General features: G+C 60.1%; 17 protein-coding genes. 7 read left to right on the top strand and 10 right to left on the bottom strand.

The window, feature by feature from the left end; genetic code table 11:
* Positions 1-14: 14 nt before the first annotated feature.
* From GVK95_RS14275 to GVK95_RS14295, 5 genes are all read right to left on the bottom strand, one after another.
* Positions 15-1136, bottom strand: a complete 1122-nt coding sequence (locus tag GVK95_RS14275; RefSeq protein WP_159950726.1) for a metallophosphoesterase — start codon at positions 1134-1136, stop codon at positions 15-17.
* Positions 1137-1253: 117 nt separating this feature from the next.
* The gene (locus GVK95_RS14280) at positions 1254-1808 is read right to left on the bottom strand and encodes a sarcosine oxidase subunit gamma family protein (protein WP_159950728.1); all 555 of its coding nucleotides are present in this window, start codon (positions 1806-1808) and stop codon (positions 1254-1256) included.
* Between the two features lie 11 nt (positions 1809-1819).
* Complete coding sequence (locus GVK95_RS14285; RefSeq protein ID WP_159950730.1) at positions 1820-4774, bottom strand: sarcosine oxidase subunit alpha family protein; 2955 nt, start codon at positions 4772-4774, stop codon at positions 1820-1822.
* Positions 4771-5052 (bottom strand): sarcosine oxidase subunit delta, encoded by a 282-nt coding sequence (locus GVK95_RS14290; RefSeq protein WP_159950732.1) that lies wholly within the window; start codon positions 5050-5052, stop codon positions 4771-4773. The genes GVK95_RS14285 and GVK95_RS14290 overlap by 4 nt, the downstream gene beginning before the upstream one ends.
* A 9-nt stretch (positions 5053-5061) precedes the next feature.
* Positions 5062-6315: a sarcosine oxidase subunit beta family protein gene (locus GVK95_RS14295; protein ID WP_159950734.1), complete on the bottom strand. Its 1254-nt coding sequence runs from the start codon at positions 6313-6315 to the stop codon at positions 5062-5064.
* A gap of 236 nt (positions 6316-6551) precedes the next feature.
* Between GVK95_RS14295 and cysQ the strand changes: the two genes are divergently transcribed.
* Entirely contained in the window at positions 6552-7358 is an 807-nt protein-coding gene (cysQ, locus tag GVK95_RS14300; RefSeq protein ID WP_159950736.1) for a 3'(2'),5'-bisphosphate nucleotidase CysQ, read from the top strand.
* Positions 7359-7497: 139 nt separating this feature from the next.
* A complete protein-coding gene (locus GVK95_RS14305; RefSeq protein ID WP_159950738.1) occupies positions 7498-8523 on the top strand; it encodes a DUF2793 domain-containing protein in 1026 nt (341 codons plus the stop codon).
* A 76-nt stretch (positions 8524-8599) separates the two neighbouring features.
* Here the strand turns inward: GVK95_RS14305 and GVK95_RS14310 are convergent, their stop codons facing one another.
* A complete protein-coding gene (locus GVK95_RS14310) occupies positions 8600-9241 on the bottom strand; it encodes a LuxR family transcriptional regulator (RefSeq protein WP_244618772.1) in 642 nt (213 codons plus the stop codon).
* A 494-nt stretch (positions 9242-9735) separates the two neighbouring features.
* On the opposite strand from GVK95_RS14310, the gene GVK95_RS14315 reads away from it, so the two are divergent.
* Positions 9736-10011, top strand: a complete 276-nt coding sequence (locus tag GVK95_RS14315; RefSeq protein ID WP_007606379.1) for a DUF1153 domain-containing protein — start codon at positions 9736-9738, stop codon at positions 10009-10011.
* 84 nt (positions 10012-10095) lie between these two features.
* Here the strand turns inward: GVK95_RS14315 and GVK95_RS14320 are convergent, their stop codons facing one another.
* Positions 10096-10575 (bottom strand): paraquat-inducible protein A, encoded by a 480-nt coding sequence (locus tag GVK95_RS14320; RefSeq protein WP_159950742.1) that lies wholly within the window; start codon positions 10573-10575, stop codon positions 10096-10098.
* A 106-nt stretch (positions 10576-10681) separates the two neighbouring features.
* On the opposite strand from GVK95_RS14320, the gene GVK95_RS14325 reads away from it, so the two are divergent.
* The gene (locus GVK95_RS14325; RefSeq protein WP_159950744.1) at positions 10682-10969 is read left to right on the top strand and encodes a GNAT family N-acetyltransferase; all 288 of its coding nucleotides are present in this window, start codon (positions 10682-10684) and stop codon (positions 10967-10969) included.
* A gap of 120 nt (positions 10970-11089) precedes the next feature.
* On the opposite strand, the gene GVK95_RS14330 is transcribed toward GVK95_RS14325, so the two are convergent.
* The gene (locus GVK95_RS14330) at positions 11090-11440 is read right to left on the bottom strand and encodes a hypothetical protein (protein ID WP_007606373.1); all 351 of its coding nucleotides are present in this window, start codon (positions 11438-11440) and stop codon (positions 11090-11092) included.
* A 439-nt stretch (positions 11441-11879) separates the two neighbouring features.
* On the opposite strand from GVK95_RS14330, the gene ctrA reads away from it, so the two are divergent.
* Positions 11880-12581: a cell cycle two-component system response regulator CtrA gene (gene ctrA, locus GVK95_RS14335; protein WP_007606371.1), complete on the top strand. Its 702-nt coding sequence runs from the start codon at positions 11880-11882 to the stop codon at positions 12579-12581.
* A 164-nt stretch (positions 12582-12745) separates the two neighbouring features.
* Here the strand turns inward: ctrA and GVK95_RS14340 are convergent, their stop codons facing one another.
* Positions 12746-13108 (bottom strand): response regulator, encoded by a 363-nt coding sequence (locus GVK95_RS14340; protein ID WP_007606369.1) that lies wholly within the window; start codon positions 13106-13108, stop codon positions 12746-12748.
* Between the two features lie 115 nt (positions 13109-13223).
* Entirely contained in the window at positions 13224-13865 is a 642-nt protein-coding gene (locus GVK95_RS14345; protein WP_159950746.1) for a histidine phosphotransferase family protein, read from the bottom strand.
* A gap of 191 nt (positions 13866-14056) precedes the next feature.
* Between GVK95_RS14345 and GVK95_RS14350 the strand changes: the two genes are divergently transcribed.
* Both GVK95_RS14350 and GVK95_RS14355 read left to right on the top strand, forming a co-directional pair.
* Complete coding sequence (locus tag GVK95_RS14350; protein ID WP_159950748.1) at positions 14057-14644, top strand: EipA family protein; 588 nt, start codon at positions 14057-14059, stop codon at positions 14642-14644.
* 199 nt (positions 14645-14843) lie between these two features.
* The gene (locus tag GVK95_RS14355) at positions 14844-15980 is read left to right on the top strand and encodes a hypothetical protein (protein ID WP_159950750.1); all 1137 of its coding nucleotides are present in this window, start codon (positions 14844-14846) and stop codon (positions 15978-15980) included.
* The last annotated feature ends 6 nt before the right edge of the window (positions 15981-15986 follow it).

The following is a 15986-nucleotide window of genomic DNA, read 5'->3' on the forward strand; positions in this document are numbered from 1 at the left end:
GCCACGGCCGGTTCTCAAGGGACCGCGCGCCGAAGCGTGATGTGGGTGAGTTCGGCCGTCGTTCCCAGCCGCATGGCAAAACCGGGCCACAACCCTGTGCCATTGTTGACGTAGAGCTGCATGCCCCCGACCTGGTAGAGACCCGACACGAAACCATTGTTCGCCGCGCCAACCACCCGGTCCAGACCGGCGATCATGCCGCCATGCGTGTGCCCGGAAAGCTGGAGCGCCACGCCGGAACCGGCGGCTTTTGCCGCCTGCATCGGCTGATGATCGAGCAGCACGACCGGCACATTGGCAGGAGCGCCGCGCAAGGCCGCAGACAGGTCCGGAGCGGGCGAGCCTGTTCCCGCCGCCGACAGGTCGGTGACCCCCGCCAGAACCAGTTCGGCCCCATCGCGCGCAAGAACCGCATGGCTGTTTGACAGGATGCGCATGTTCTGGCCTTCGAAATGTCGCATCCAGGTATCGACACCGAAGAAGTATTCGTGGTTTCCCGGGATGGTATAAACCCCATCCGGCGCCTGCAGTCCGGCAAGCGCTGCGACATCGTTGCGCCGATGCTCGACGCTTCCGTCGATCAGATCACCGGTGATCACGATCAGGTCCGCATTGAGCGCATTCGTTTGCGACACCACCGCTTCCGTCCATGCAGCCGGGAAAAGCCGGCTGATATGGAGATCGGTCAGTTGCACGAGACGATAGCCGTCAAACTGGGCCGGCAGACCGGGAATGGCGATTTCCATGTCCTTGACCTTCGGGACAACGATGGCCTGACTGACACCGAGGACCGACAGCGCAATGGCCGCGATGCCCATGGTGTATCGCACACCGACCGGCACGATCGGAAACGAGCCCTTCGTCACTAGGACTAGCAGCGAGACCGCGTCCAGCAGAAGTTGCAAGACGGCCAGCAACAGGATCGCACCGAAGACAAGATTGAACCCGATCACGATGTATCGCGGAAATTCGGGAGAGAAAACCGACCCGGACGAAAGGCGGCTGAAGAAATGGTATTGCGACGCCATCAGCAGCAGAACTGCAAGCGGCAGCTTGACGCTCCATATCCACGGCAAAGGCTGAATGAAGCGGACGACAACCACCAGCCATGGCAGCCCGAATATGACATGAAACATCAAATGCCTTTTAGTATGACTTTCCTCTCCGTTACGCAGGGACTGGACGTATGGATCACCCGCATCGAGGATGCGCCTATGAACCACGGAGACGTGGATGTTCCATCGTTCGCGGTCTTACTGGGCAAATCCCGCCGTCATCGCAAATTCGCGGCCCATCTCGCAGACCTCGTCGAACACGAAGCCGGCAAAACTGCGCATGACAACGATCTCGAAACTGTCGGCACCGGTGCGCGTAAGGTTTGCCGCGACATGGCAGAACAGCACATTGGCAGACTGGCCGATCTCGAAGACATCGGCATGCAGATCAACGGCCACGCATTTTGCCAGGATCGAGCGGACCCGCGGACCGCTGATCCTCAGCACCACACGACCATCGCTCTGCTCGACAAACGACACCCTGGTCGAACCGAGATCGCTCAACTGGCGGGCCAGAGCATCGCCCGACACCTCTTCGCTGACCAGCAGCCATTCATTCGGTCCGGCAAAGCGCACCGAAACGTCCTCCATATTGCTCAGCGCTTCGTCGATATCGGCTTGATGCCCTTCATGCACCAGAACGGAGAAAACCGTCGGCGCCCGGACAATCGACATATGGTGTGGATTGGGTGTCGCCTCGAAGCCGGCGATATGATCCTCGAGCACGTGCCGGCTGGCATAGGTCATGGGCATGGCGCTGCTCCTTACAGGTGAAGTTTCTTGTTATCGGGATCGTAGAACACCGGATTGCACACCTCTGCCACCGTTTCGCTACGACGCAGGGCATCCCAGACGACGATCTTCTCGCCGATCCGCTCGCGACCTGATTTCAGCAGTGCAAGCCCGATATAGGACCCAAGCGACGGTGAATAGCAGACCGAGGTGACATAGCCCTGATCATTGCGCATCGAGGGATCTGCACCCTCCTTCAGGATATGCGCACCAGCCTTGATCTCTTCCTTCTCGATCGGCCGCAGACCGACGAGTTGCGGACGGTCCGCCGCTGTCAGGCCAAAGCGGCTCGACAGGCGCTTGCCGATGAAGTCCGGTTTCTGGGTCGAAAACATGCGACCGAGCCCCAGATCGTCCGGCGTCGTCGCGCCATCGATCTCGCTATGGGTGACATGGCCCTTCTCGATCCGCAGCACGTTCAGCGCCTCGACACCATAGGCGCAGATGCCATGTGGCTTGCCCGCCGCCATGATCGCATCGGCAACCGCCTCGCCGGAGTTGGCCGGCACGGCAAGTTCGAACGCGAGTTCGCCGGAAAACGAGATGCGGAACAGACGCGCCTTGAGGCCGCCCTTCAGCAGCACTTCGCGCGCCGACAGGAACGGGAAGGCTTCGTTAGAAATGTCGTGATCGACGATCTGCTCGAGGATGATGCGGGCCTTGGGGCCGGCAATTGCCATCTGCGCCCATTCGTCGGATGAAGACACGAAGCGCACGTCGAGATCCGGCCACAGCGCCTGGGCGCAGAACTCCATATGCGTCATCACCTCGCCGGCATAGGCGGTGGTGGTGGTGACGAAAAAATGCTCGTCCGACAGCCGGCTGGTCGTGCCGTCGTCATAGATCATCCCGTCCTCGCGCAGCATCAGGCCATATCGCGCCTTGCCGACGGGAAGTTTGAGGAAGGCATTGGAATAGAGCCGGTTGAGGAATTCCGCCGCATCCTTGCCGAACACCTCGATCTTGCCGAGCGTCGACACATCGCAGAGACCGGCATTGGCGCGCACGTTCAGCACTTCGCGGTCGACTGCCTCGCGCCAGGTTTTCTCCCCGTCACGCGGGAACCAGGAGGAACGATACCACAGGCCGGACTCGACAAAGACAGCACCCTGCTTCTTCGCCCAGCCATGCAATGGCGACGTGCGGATCGGCCGCGAATGTTCGGCACGGCTGGTGCCGGCCATCGCGCCGAACGACACCGGCGTGTAGAACGGCCGGAAGGTCGTCGTGCCGATCTCGGCCGGCGACACGCCGCGCATCCCGGCCATGATACCGATTGTGTTGATATTGCCGAGCTTGCCCTGGTCGGTTGCCATGCCGCCCGTGGTGTAACGCTTGGTGTGCTCGACATGGCCCATCGCCTCGCGCTGGGCAAGGCTCAGGTCTTTCACATGCACGTCGTTCTGGAAGTCGACAAAGGCCTTGCCCTTGGCGCCCGGCACATACCAGAGCGGCGAGAACTCAGCGTCGAATTCGCCCTCGACTTCCGGCACCTCGACAAGCCCCACCAGCCGGCCGAGATCGCCGATCGCATCATGCGCCTTTTCGGCACCATCGCGCAGGCAAGCGGTGAGCGACGCAATGCCCGCCGCCGAACCGGCAAGCCGAAGCCCGCCGCCGACATCCGGCGCCAGGAACGCCTGATGTTCATCGGACCACACCGGCTTTTCCCCGCGCTGGCAGGCCAGATGCACGATCGGGCTATAACCGCCGCTCATCGCCAGCGCATCGCAGGCAATCTCTTCCTGATGGCCGGACCGCTCGACGATCAGACCGGCAATGCGCTGCGAGCCCTTGGTATCGACCACGGCCCCGCCGCGAATGACCCGAACACCCGTCGGCGCTTCATCGCCCGACTGGACGCGGCCATCGATGATCGCAGAAACGCCGACGCCGGCAGTAATCAGATCCGCAGCGGTCCGGTAACCCGCACCGCCATTGGTGAAGATCGCCACTTCGCGGCCGGGCGTCACGCCATAACGATTGAGATAGGTACGGACCGCGCCCGAGGTCATCACCCCCGGTTTGTCATTGCCGCCGAACACCAGCGGCCGTTCCTCGGCACCGGATGCCAGGATCGCCCGTTTGGCCACGATACGCCAGACCCGCTCGACCGGCAGATCGGACGACGGCAGCGCCACATGCTTCTGCACCTTTTCGATGGCACCGAAGAGATTGTCATCATACCAGCCGAACACGGTGGTACGCGCCATCAACGTCACATTCGACAGGCCCTTCAGCTCGTCGACGACACTCTGGGCAAAATCGGCAGCGGCCATGCCGCCGACCCAGACGTGCTCGTTGAGCAGCGAACCGCCAAACCGGAAACTCTCGTCGGCGAGAATGACGCGCATGCCGGCGCGAGCCGCAGCCCGTGCTGCCATCAAGCCGGTCGGGCCGGCACCGATCACCAGCAGGTCGCAATGCGCCCATGCCTTCTCGTAGCGATCGGGGTCCACCTCGAACGGCGTGCTGCCGAGCCCGGCCGCGCGGCGGATGATCGGCTCATAGACCTTTTCCCAGAACGGCTTCGGCCACATGAAGGTCTTGTAATAGAAGCCGGCGCTCAGGAATGGCGACAGCAGGCCGTTCACCGAACCGACATCGTATTTCAGCGACGGCCAGCGGTTCTGGCTCTTCGCCTCCATGCCCTGGTAGAGTTCGGCAACGGTCGCCCGCGTGTTCGGCTCGGCCCGGCCACCGGTTCCGATCTTGACCAGCGCGTTCGGCTCCGAAGAGCCGGCTGTGACGATGCCGCGCGGACGATGATACTTGAACGAACGGCCGACCAGCAGTTGGTCATTGGCGATCAGTGCCGAAGCCAGCGTATCGCCCTCGAAGCCTTTCATCGTCTGGCCGTCGAAGGTGAAGGACAGGCTGCGGCCACGATTGACGAGACCGCCGGAAGACAGACGCGAACCGGTCATCGGGCGGCTCCTTTGGCATGCACACTGGCATCGGTCACGCTATAGACCTCGTGGCTTGCGGCATTGTCGCGCTCGACCACCAGCCAGCGACGACATCCGGCTGAGTGATGCCAATGCTCGATGATGCGGCCCTTCGAATTATCGCGGACGAACACATAGACATACCAGGCATCGTCGGAGGCAGTGGCCACCGGACGCACCGGGCTGGCATCGCCACGGATCGAGAATTCTTCCTTCGGACGGATCCCGCAGTGCGGGCAAGTGATGAGGCTGGCCATGATCGTATCTCAATGCAAATTCGGTTGCGGACCCTTGCCGCCTTCATCCACGGCAAAACCGCGCTTGAAGCGGTCGAGCCGGAGCAGACGGGCAACGGGATGGGCTTCGTTCTTGGCGATCAGATGGGCGAAACAGAAGCCCGAGGCCGGCGTCGCCTTGAAGCCGCCATAGCACCAACCGCAGTTCAGATAGAGATTGTCGATCGGCGTCCTGTCGATGATCGGCGAACCGTCCATCGACATGTCCATCACCCCGCCCCAGGAGCGCAGGACCCTGACGCGCGAAAGCCCGGGAATCAGCGAAACGCCTTCTTCGATCGTATGCTCGACCGTCGCCAGATTGCCGCGCTGGGCATAGGAGGAATAATAGTCGATATCGGCACCGAAGACCAAGCCGCCCTTGTCGGACTGCGAGATGTAGAAATGGCCGGCGCCATAGGTGATGACATTGTCGATCACCGGTTTGATGCCTTCCGACACAAAGGCCTGCAGCACATGCGTCTCGATCGGCAGCTCCAGCCCGGCCATCTTGCCGGTCACCGACGTATGGCCGGCCGTTGCCAGCGCCAGCTTGTTGCAGCCAATGAAACCGCGGCTGGTCTCGACGCCTTGCACATTGCCCGCCTCGTCGCGGCGGATGCCGGTGACTTCGCAGTTCTGGATCAGGTCGACGCCGCGACTGTCGGCACCACGGCCATAACCCCAGGCAACGGCATCATGGCGCGCCGTGCCGCCGCGTTTCTGCAGCAGACCGCCGAGGATCGGGAAGCGTGCATGATCGTAGTTGAGATAGGGCATCATCTTGCGCACCTGCTCGCGGTCGAGCAGTTCGGCGGCTACCCCGTGCATCATCATCGCATTGCCGCGCCGCGCATAGGCATCGCGCTGGCCATCGGTGTGGAACAGATTGACGATACCGCGCTGGGAGATCATCGCATTGTAGTTGAGGTCCTGCTCCAGCCCCTCCCACAGCTTCATCGAGAACTCGTAGAATGGTTCATTGGCTTCGAGCAGGTAGTTCGAGCGGATGATCGTCGTATTGCGTCCGACATTGCCCGACCCGAGATAGCTCTTTTCCAGAACCGCGACATTGGTGATGCCAAATTCCTTGGCGAGATAATAGGCTGTCGCCAGGCCATGGCCGCCGCCGCCGACGATGATCACGTCATAATGCGGCTTGGGCTCCGGCTCACGCCACATTGGCGCCCAGTTGCGATTGCCGGAAAGAGCCTGTCGAAAGATTGAAAGGGCCGAATAACGCATCAACCATCCTCTGAAAATATCGCCGCACATTCGCATAGGCGTCACAAAGAGCAAGCGCAATCAGGACGAAAATTGTTTTGTTTGAGACATGCCGCGCTTTGTTCCACGGCGGTGCAGCATGGACACGCGCAACGATGCCGCAATGTCCGGGCAATCTCCTGCGCATATGGTGAAAGATCACTTTACACAAACCGTGCGAACGTGAAATCACGGATGGACGACAGAGGAACGGACCAGTGGCCGACGACGCAGCGATCGCGCGGATTTTCGAGCAGGCAGCCCTTGGCGCCGGCCGAATCATTCTCGATATTTATCGGGCCGGGCCTGATATCCGCCTCAAGGGCGACAGCACACCGGTGACCGAGGCTGACGAGGCCGCCGAAAGCCTGATCCTGGCGGACCTGATCGCCCATCTGCCGCATCTGCCCGTCGTGGCCGAAGAAGCCGTTGCCGCAGGCGACGTGCCCGCAACCAAAGGTGAGCGCTTCCTGCTGGTCGATCCGCTCGACGGCACCCGTGAATTCATCGCCGGCCATGACGACTTCACCGTCAACATCGCCCTCGTCGAACAAGGTGTGCCGACCATCGGCATGGTCTATGCACCGGCACTGGGCATCGCCTATCTCGGCTTCGGCAACAGGGCGGAAAAGCTGACGATCGACGAGCATTTCCAGGTGACGGCGCGGTCTGCAATCCGTGGACGCCCGACCCATCCCAAGGCCTGCGCCCTGGTCAGCCGCTCGCACAACAGCGAGGCGACGGAAGCCTATATCCGAGACAACGGCATTCCTGAGCGCCGCACCGTGGGTTCGTCGCTGAAATTCTGTCTTCTGGCCGAGGGCGAGGCCGATCTCTACCCGCGCTTCGGCCGCACGATGGAATGGGACACGGCCGCAGGAGACGCAGTCCTGAGAGCGGCCGGGGGCATCACGCTGACGACCGATCACCAGCCGCTCGTCTATGGCAAGCGCAACCGAATTCACGAGACAGATTTCGCCAATCCCGACTTCATCGCCTGGGCAAGCCCGCCTCAGCGGGGATGAGTTTTCTGAAAAAACCCATGATTTCAACAAAATCAGAGCGACTTCATCCCCCTCGATAAAATCCGGCGCACACTTCTCCTTTTCCCCCGCCACACTCCGTCATCACGCCGGATGCAGGCACAGAGAAACGGAGACGCCGATGTCCGATACCACCAGCAATCTCGACCTGCCTTTCATCCTTCCTGCCCAGGCCCAGAAACACGTCACGCATAACGAAGCCCTGCAGCGTCTGGATGCCCTGGTACAACTGGTCATCCAAAGCGAAGCGACGGAACCTCCCTCTGCCCCATCCGAGGGCGAGGTCTATTGGCTGCCTGCCACGACCAGTGGCGCCTGGATCGGTCGCGAAGGTCACCTCGCGCTCTATCAGGATGGCGCATGGGTCTTCATCACACCACGCATCGGCTGGCGCAGCGTTATCGCCAGCGCACAGCGCCCGGCAGTCTTCGACGGGGCGGAATGGGTCGCCCCTCCCCTGCCATCGACGGCAATTTTCGATCGGCTTGGTATCGCCGCGACACCGGACAGCTCCAACCGACTGGCGATCGCCTCGCCCGCGAGCCTGTTCAATCACGCCGGTGACAGCCACCGTCTAACCGTCAACAAACAATCGACTGCCGATACGGCAAGCCTGCTCTTCCAGTCCAACTGGCAAGGCTGCGCGGAAATGGGCCTGGCAGGCGAAGATCGCTTCTCGATCAAGGTGAACAGCGACGTGACCGGCTGGCGCCAGGCAATCGGCATTTCTCCGGAAGGCTACGTTCGCCACGATCAGCGACCGCTGGCACGCGCGGCCCTGACAACGGCGACCTTCACACCGGCCAGCGGCACGGCCACCGGCTTCGACCTGCTGCATCTGTCCGGCGGTGATGTCACACTTGGCCCACCCCTCGCGTCCGGCTTCGGCAAGCCGCTTCTGGTCCCGGCGACGGGATTCTACCTGCTGGCGCTGACAGTGACTGCCACTAGCAGCGGCAACCACTCGGTCGCGTTGCGACGCAATGGCGGAGAAGATCTCGCCCACCACGCCGGCGGTGCCGGAACCTCGACGGTCGTCACGCTCGCATGGCTGGACAGCGGTGATGCCATCACCCTGCTTCACAACAGCACGACAGAATATATCTTCGGCTATAGCAGGACTGAACTCAATGTGATGCTGCTATAGGATAAGGCCAACCCCATAAAAAAGACGCCGCGTGCGAGCGGCGTCTTGCGTGACCCACATGCGACGCGGGGCGGATTCAGAGCAAGCGGAAACGACAGGCTCGCGCAACCGCCTGCATGCGGTTGACTGCCTCGAGCTTGCGCATGGCGCTCTTCAGATAGCTGACCACGGTATGGGTTGAAATATCGAGAATGATGGCGATCTCGTCGCTGCTCTTGCCCGCAGCCGACCAGCGCAGGCATTCGATCTCGCGGGCCGAAAGCTTTTCCCGCGGGCCATAACGAGGCACAAGTTCGTCAGCGCCAAGGTCAAGCATTTCCATCGCCGCAAACTGCATGATCGCCAGCTCGGCGCGATCAGGTTGCTCCAGCCGTCCGGAAAATACCAGAACATACTGCGCCAGATGCCGATCGTGCAGGCTGAAGGCAAGGCTGCCGCCCAGTCCATGCTGGTCAAAAAGCGCAAGCAACTTGGCACGCTGCTCTGTCGGAGCCTGGCCGACGAACAGGTTTTCGGTGGAAAACACCGGCATGATGGTCTGCTTGAGGCGCACCACCAGCAGGCTTCCGGCAAAAATCTCGGCCGCTTCATAAGCCTCGCGCACCGGCTGCGGCCAATTCGTCACCAGAAGATTGGCAGCGAACTCCGGCCGATCACCCTTGGGGAAACTCGCCAGCAGGCAGTGGCGAAAACCATGCTCGCGTGCCAATGCCAGCAATTTGCCGGCCCACTGTCCGGATACGAACGCATCCAAAGGGAATACATCTTCGTCTGTCTCGTGACGACGTGTCAAATCAGTCGGCCTGAACATAAAGCTCCTTTCGACAGGGTATGCACCCAGTCGGGAATTGAAAGCATGTGAACTAGAATGCATCCCATGCAGGGACATGTATCCGCTGGGCCTGTTGCCGATCTTGCGGCGACTGAAAAACGACCATCAACCGGGCAGCTTTGCCGCCCGGCCTTGTCAAATCCAGAGGAACCAGAGATTTCTCGGGTGTAATGCCATGAATGGTTGCGCCCGAGTAGAGGGGCAATCGCATAACTCCTATGCAATTGCCGCAAGTTTACGCAAGGTCAGGCAGAATCAGCAAAACAGGCCGTTGCGAACGGCAAAAATTATTATCAAATGCTTACAACGTGCTTAGGCAAATTTTAAAGCCTCGGCTCTAGGATGCGGGTGTGTGGTCTTGAGTATGTATAGAGAGTCCAATGACCGAAATGATCCGCCCCCGAGTGAAATATGTCATCGGTCCCGATGGCAGCCCGCTGACGATTGCCGATCTACCTCCGGCCAATACGCGCCGTTGGGTGATCCGTCGTAAGGCCGAGGTTGTCGCCGCTGTTCGCGGTGGCCTGTTGAGCCTGGAAGAAGCCTGCGAACGTTACACTCTGACAGTCGAGGAATTCCTCTCCTGGCAGTCCTCCATTTCCGACCATGGTCTCCCGGGCCTGCGGACAACCAGAATTCAGCAATATCGCCACTGAGATATTGGGCGCGGCAAGTCAGCAGCGCAAAACAGTTTTGAAACAGACCCCATCGGAAAACCGGCACGGCTCGCCCTGCCGGTTTTACCCTTTTTGCGGCATGGGTTCGCACAGCGTTCCGCCGGCAGGCAAACGATGCAGAATGGCGGCAAGCACAACCGATCCGGCATAGAACCACAGCCCCGGCTGGGAAAAAGCCTGCACCAGCCCCGTCGTCTTGGCGGCAAAAATCACCAGCGCCACCAGAAGCACATCCATCATCGACCAGCGCGACAGGATTGGAACGAGCGTCCCGATCCATCCGCCCTGCCGACGTTCGGCCGCATTCAGATGTTCCGCCGCCAGCCCCAGCAGCTTGACGGACGGAAACACCACCGAGACCAGCCCGACGATGACCGCAAGCAGTCCGTCTCCGCCGTGCCAGAGCGAGCCGATGACCGACAGCAACGACGGCTCTTCAGAAAAAACATAGAAACTTTCAAAACGCATCAGCGGCAGGCAGATCCCCAGCGCCAGGAATGCCGGCGCCAGAATCAGCAGCAAGGCCTTCAACCAGATCAACAAACAGAACCTCCGCCAAATGTGAACGCTGCGTGTGCCAGACCGGCAATTGTCGCCTGAGCCGGGCCGATGCTATTCAGGAACCATCAACGGGGCAACGGAGGTATTGATGAACATCACTTTTGAGCAGACCGGATCGGGCGGACGCTATCTCGGCAAGGTGGACGGCATCGCCGACCCGGCGATAATGACATTTTCGCGCGCCTCGCCGACCTTGATCATCATCGACCACACGGAAGTCCCCGATGCGATGCGGGGAACCGGTGCCGGTCAGGCTCTTGCACTCTATGCTGTGGAGGAAGCGCGCAAGGGCGGCTGGAAAATCATTCCGCTCTGCCCCTTTTTCCATGCCCAGATGGATCGCCATCCCGAATGGCGTGATGTGCTCAACGGATAAACCGGCGGCCCTGCCCCGATCGCCTCATGCGCTTGGGGGCGATAGACTCAAGTCGATGAGCCAAAGTGACGGACGCAGTGCAAACTGCGCCCGTCTATTTGAACATTGCAGACACGATGTTCAGGCTCTGACCCGCATCTGGCTGTCCCGCTCTTCAAGAGCCGAAGCCTTGGCATATTCTGCCTCGGCTTCTTCCAACGCCAAATCGGCCGCTTCCTGCTGGACTTTCAGTTCCCGGATAGAGACCTGAAGGTTGTCCGCGCGCTGGCGAGCTGCCTTGGCAAAGGTGGGATAGGCAAAATGGTTAGGGTCGGTAATGCCGGACTTTTTCTCCTCGATGCCGATCTGAGCCTCAAGCTCTTTCGCCATCCTTTCGAACTCCGCCATCATTGACTGCAACTGCTGCAATTGCCGACGCTTTTCGGTAACCTGAAAACCTTTCAGGCGTACCAGGCTCTCACGCGACTTCATACGCAATACTCCCGTGATGCGAGACCCCCCGCCACACTTGCTTACTCAACACACCCGCATGCAAACGATTCGTCCAAAAAAAGTCCGCGACGTTAACAAAAAGCTACCGCTGGTAACCTTTCGTTTACGGGCATCGTTAATGATAAGCCCGATCACTTAAGGGTCAGTAAATGCCAGGGCCTCAAAACGGCTGATGACAATGATGAGTCAAATGAATCGGTTACGGGAATTTCCTGTTGCTCTGATTCAAGTGTGGCGATGACCGAAACACATGAAAAATCAGGAGACTGCTTTCTTTGCTTAATAAATTCGTTACACCTTGCCAGAGGGAATCAGAATTTGTTAACCATTTGGTGGCAGCCTTCAAATCAGGCAACGACTGGATCCGTATCGCGTAGGGGGCCAACTCGACCTTTCGGCGGCGGTAAAGGGGATAAATATGCGGGTTCTACTCATTGAAGACGACAGCGCTACGGCTCAGAGCATCGAATTGATGCTGAAGTCCGAGAGCTTCAACGTCTATACCACCGACCTGGGCGAAGAAGGCGTCGACCTGGGCAAACTCTACGACTACGACATCATTCTGCTCGACCTCAATCTCCCCGACATGTCCGGCTACGAAGTGCTTCGCACTCTGCGCCTGTCGAAGGTTAAGACACCTATCCTGATCCTGTCCGGTATGGCAGGCATCGAAGACAAGGTGCGCGGTCTCGGTTTTGGCGCTGACGATTACATGACGAAGCCGTTCCACAAGGACGAACTCGTTGCCCGTATTCATGCCATTGTCCGCCGCTCGAAGGGCCATGCCCAGTCGATCATCATCACCGGCGAACTGATCGTCAACCTCGACGCCAAGACCGTTGAAGTTGGTGGCCAGCGCGTTCATCTGACCGGCAAAGAATACCAGATGCTCGAACTGCTCTCGCTGCGCAAGGGCACGACACTGACCAAGGAAATGTTCCTGAACCACCTTTACGGCGGCATGGACGAACCGGAACTGAAGATTATCGACGTCTTCATCTGCAAGCTGCGCAAGAAGCTCGCGAATGCGGCCGGCGGTGCGAACTACATCGAAACGGTCTGGGGCCGCGGCTACGTGCTGCGCGAGCCGGACGGCGCCGAATACTCAGAAACGGCCTGATTTCGATCAAGGTCCAGACACAAGGCCCGCGTTCAACGACGCGGGCTTTTTTTGTGTCCAGAAATGGGTCGACGGTTGCCCGCGGGAATAGGCGCTGAAAAAATCATGCAAAAAGGGCGGCGCCAATGGCCCGCCCTTCTCCTTGAAATCATGGATCAGTGCCTTCAGGCAGCGATCGCCTTGCCGCCGAACGTATCCGTCAGGATCTTGCGATCGAACGGCTTCAGCAGGAACTCGTTGGCGCCTGCGCGCTTGCCCGCCATCATCGTCTTCAGGTCTGCCTCGACGACGCAGTAGTAGATCTTGACTGCCTTGCCGTCAGGCAGGGCGCGCAGATTGGTGATCAGGTCGAGAGCATCGTCCATGCCGGCATCGACGATGATGATATGCGGCAGTTCGCGCTCGCAACGAGCCAATGCCTCGCGGCCGGATCCGGCTTCGGATATATCGAAACCGAGCTCAGACAGGATCTTCTTGCCGACCTTGCGCACAATGTCGGAGCCATCTGCGATCATCAAACGCTGCATGGTAAACTCCTCTGTCTCCGCCAGGAGACAACGATTAATCCCGATAAGCCTATCCGAGTTCAACTAAGGAAATGTTACCGATGGGAATACAACTTCGTCTCGAAACGGGACGATGTCAGATGACCTCGGCTGTAAAGGCAATCTCGCCCTCGCTCGGGATGAATTTCAGCTCCATGCCGCATTCGTCGGCCAAAAGGATGGTGTAGTAAGGCTGGATCGTATGGGCATCGACCGCCTCTTCCAGCGCGCCGGTCAAAATCTCGGCGAATTTCGGCGGCACGCGCAGCATGCGGCCTTTGGCGACAATCTTGAACTTGGCATCCGTTTCCGGGTTCTCCAGCGAGATATCGAGCGAACCGCCGCGCGGAATCGCACCGTAGGCGACCAGGAACAGGTTCATCAGAAGCTTGACGCGGTTCTTCGCGATGATCGCGCGCGGTCCGCTCCAGGTGACTTCAGTCTTCTTTTCGGCGAGCGCGAAATCCTTCGCCGCCTTTTCCGCTTCACCCGTATCGATCGAGGCGCCGACGGAACCGGAAGCGCCAAAGGCAAGCCGGGCAAACTTCAACCGGACCGATGCATTCAGTGCGCTGGTCCGGATCAGGTCCATCGCATCGGCATCCGCGCCCCCCTCGTCGAGCAGTTCCAGGCCGTTGTTGATCGCACCGACCGGCGAAATCACGTCGTGGCACACACGGCTGCACAGCAGCGCCGCCAGATCGGGGCCTGCGAGGGTGAGGTTGATATTTTTCGCCATCGGTCTCTCCAGAAGATTTGAACCGACGATACAGAGCGCAGTCGTGTCTGGCACGGGTTGCGAACCGGTCGGATACCATATGGTCATAATGACACCATATTTGGTAAACCGATTATTAAGACGATCCTCGGTAAGTTCGATTACCCCCATCGGAGAGGCCGAATCCATCGGCTTCGCATCTAGGAGGCCCCATGCGTCTTTTGCCAACCCGTCATCTTTCGGCCGCGCGTCTCATGATCGCCGCCGCCATGGCCATCGCGGGCTTTGTCACGACCATGCGTCCAGCCGAAGCCGCAGGCGAATATTCAATCCAGGAAGTGGTCGATGCCGGCCACGGCTTCTTCGGTGAAACCAGCGGCGCCCTTGCCAAGGTCATCGAACAGGCCTTCGAAACACACGGCCTGCCGAATGGCTACATCCTCGGCCAGGAAGGGTCCGGCGCACTGATCGCCGGCCTCACCTATGGCGAGGGCATGCTCTACACCAAGAATGTCGGCCAGCACGAGGTCTTCTGGCAAGGCCCCTCGCTCGGCATCGATTACGGCGGCAACGGAACGCGCACGATGATGCTGGTCTACGACCTGCCATCGGTCGACACGCTCTATGCCCGCTACGGCGGTGTCAGTGGTTCGGCCTACGTCGTCGCCGGCGTCGGCATGACGGTCCTGAAGAGCCGTGACGTTGTCCTCGTCCCGATCCGCACGGGCATCGGCGCCCGACTGGGCATCAATGTCGGCTATCTGAAGCTGACCCGCGCCCCGACCTGGAACCCTTTCTGACCTCGGACATTTCCATACTCAGGCTCGCACAAGCTCACTTTGATGTCGTTAGCCATAACGACGCAATCTGATCCTGACGCGAGCCTCCGAGGCTTGTCGAGGGCGGATGGCCGTGGTTAAATATCTTCTAACATATGCCTGAACGCTGAAATGGCGCGCCACCGTGATTGAATATGCCCTGCTTTTCGGATTGGGATTTATGGCAGCAGCGCTTCTGGTGATGCTGCTTGCACCCGCGATCCATCAACGCGTCGTTCTCTACACGGAGAACAGGCTGAAGGCGACCATGCCGCTCAGCCCGCAGGAGATCCGCGCCCAGAAGGACATGGTTCGAGCCCTCTACGCCGCCGAAAATGCCCGCACCATGCATGAACTCACCCGCGAGCGGGAAAAGTCCCTGTCACTGACCTTGTCGAACGAGACGCTTGCCAGCGAGGCAAGCCGTCTGGTTGCCGACAATCAGGAACACAAGGGCCAGATCAACGAGATGAGCACGGAGGCGGCCGACCTGCGCTCCCGGCTGCGCCGCTCGGAGGTGGACGCTTCGACGGTCAGGGAAACCTTGAAGCGCGCCGAAATCGCCAGCGCGGCGAAAGACCTTGAGCTTGAGGATCTGGCACGCCGTATCGGTCGCATCATGTCCGACGTCGACAGCATGCGTATCGAGGCCATCAGCCGCGACACCGAGATCGACGTGCTCAAGACCCGCGTCCAATCGATGCGCGACGAGCGCGAAGAACTGCGCCGCGAGAACAAGCTGCTGGTAAAGCGTGCAAGGGATGCCGAAATCCGCCTCACCCAGGAGGAGCACAAGGCACTCCGGCTCGACGATCACCTGTCTCGCAAGATGGCCGATCGCGCCGATCTCGAAACGTCGCTGGAACGCCGCACGCGCGAAGCTGCCGAATTTAAAATCAAACTGAAGACGGCAAACGCTCAGCTTCGTACCGCATTTCGCGCCCTGAAGCAGGCCGATCTTCCGATCCCCGACTTCAAGGATCTCGACATGACCGAAGACGACGCCCTGCCAGCAGTTGCACCGGTCGATCCCGAGCGCCTTGCCGAAGAGATCCGCGCCCGCCAGGCCGCCCTGACCGACCGGCTGCTGCGTGCCAAGGCGACAACCGACGACAATGCCTTGCGCGAGGAATTGAGCGACATTGCCGCCAAGATGATCGTCCTGACCGCGGCGACAGAGGGGGCGGCTTCGCCGATCTCCGACCTGCTGGCTCAGGCGCAGAAGCCTGGCGTGCAGAAAAGCCTCGTCGACCGGGTCATTGCCATGGACCCGAAGCTTTCCCGCAGCCAGACGAGCCAGCCTTCCCCGGCTGAGTGACGTTCA

This window comes from Rhizobium sp. 18065 (assembly GCF_902706095.1).
GTDB lineage: Bacteria > Pseudomonadota > Alphaproteobacteria > Rhizobiales > Rhizobiaceae > Allorhizobium.

Excerpts from the sequence above, each read along its gene's own strand:
- GVK95_RS14295 (WP_159950734.1), bottom strand. The coding sequence starts at position 6,315 with ATGCGTTATTCGGCCCTTTCAATCTTTCGACAGGCTCTTTCCGGCAAT.
- GVK95_RS14355 (WP_159950750.1), top strand. The coding sequence starts at position 14,844 with ATGGCAGCAGCGCTTCTGGTGATGCTGCTTGCACCCGCGATCCATCAA.
- GVK95_RS14315 (WP_007606379.1), top strand. The coding sequence starts at position 9,736 with ATGACCGAAATGATCCGCCCCCGAGTGAAATATGTCATCGGTCCCGAT.
- GVK95_RS14305 (WP_159950738.1), top strand. The coding sequence starts at position 7,498 with ATGTCCGATACCACCAGCAATCTCGACCTGCCTTTCATCCTTCCTGCC.
- GVK95_RS14290 (WP_159950732.1), bottom strand. The coding sequence starts at position 5,052 with ATGGCCAGCCTCATCACTTGCCCGCACTGCGGGATCCGTCCGAAGGAA.
- GVK95_RS14340 (WP_007606369.1), bottom strand. The coding sequence starts at position 13,108 with ATGCAGCGTTTGATGATCGCAGATGGCTCCGACATTGTGCGCAAGGTC.
- GVK95_RS14330 (WP_007606373.1), bottom strand. The coding sequence starts at position 11,440 with ATGAAGTCGCGTGAGAGCCTGGTACGCCTGAAAGGTTTTCAGGTTACC.
- GVK95_RS14350 (WP_159950748.1), top strand. The coding sequence starts at position 14,057 with ATGCGTCTTTTGCCAACCCGTCATCTTTCGGCCGCGCGTCTCATGATC.
- GVK95_RS14275 (WP_159950726.1), bottom strand. The coding sequence starts at position 1,136 with ATGTTTCATGTCATATTCGGGCTGCCATGGCTGGTGGTTGTCGTCCGC.
- ctrA (WP_007606371.1), top strand. The coding sequence starts at position 11,880 with ATGCGGGTTCTACTCATTGAAGACGACAGCGCTACGGCTCAGAGCATC.
- GVK95_RS14280 (WP_159950728.1), bottom strand. The coding sequence starts at position 1,808 with ATGCCCATGACCTATGCCAGCCGGCACGTGCTCGAGGATCATATCGCC.
- GVK95_RS14345 (WP_159950746.1), bottom strand. The coding sequence starts at position 13,865 with ATGGCGAAAAATATCAACCTCACCCTCGCAGGCCCCGATCTGGCGGCG.
- GVK95_RS14285 (WP_159950730.1), bottom strand. The coding sequence starts at position 4,774 with ATGACCGGTTCGCGTCTGTCTTCCGGCGGTCTCGTCAATCGTGGCCGC.
- GVK95_RS14325 (WP_159950744.1), top strand. The coding sequence starts at position 10,682 with ATGAACATCACTTTTGAGCAGACCGGATCGGGCGGACGCTATCTCGGC.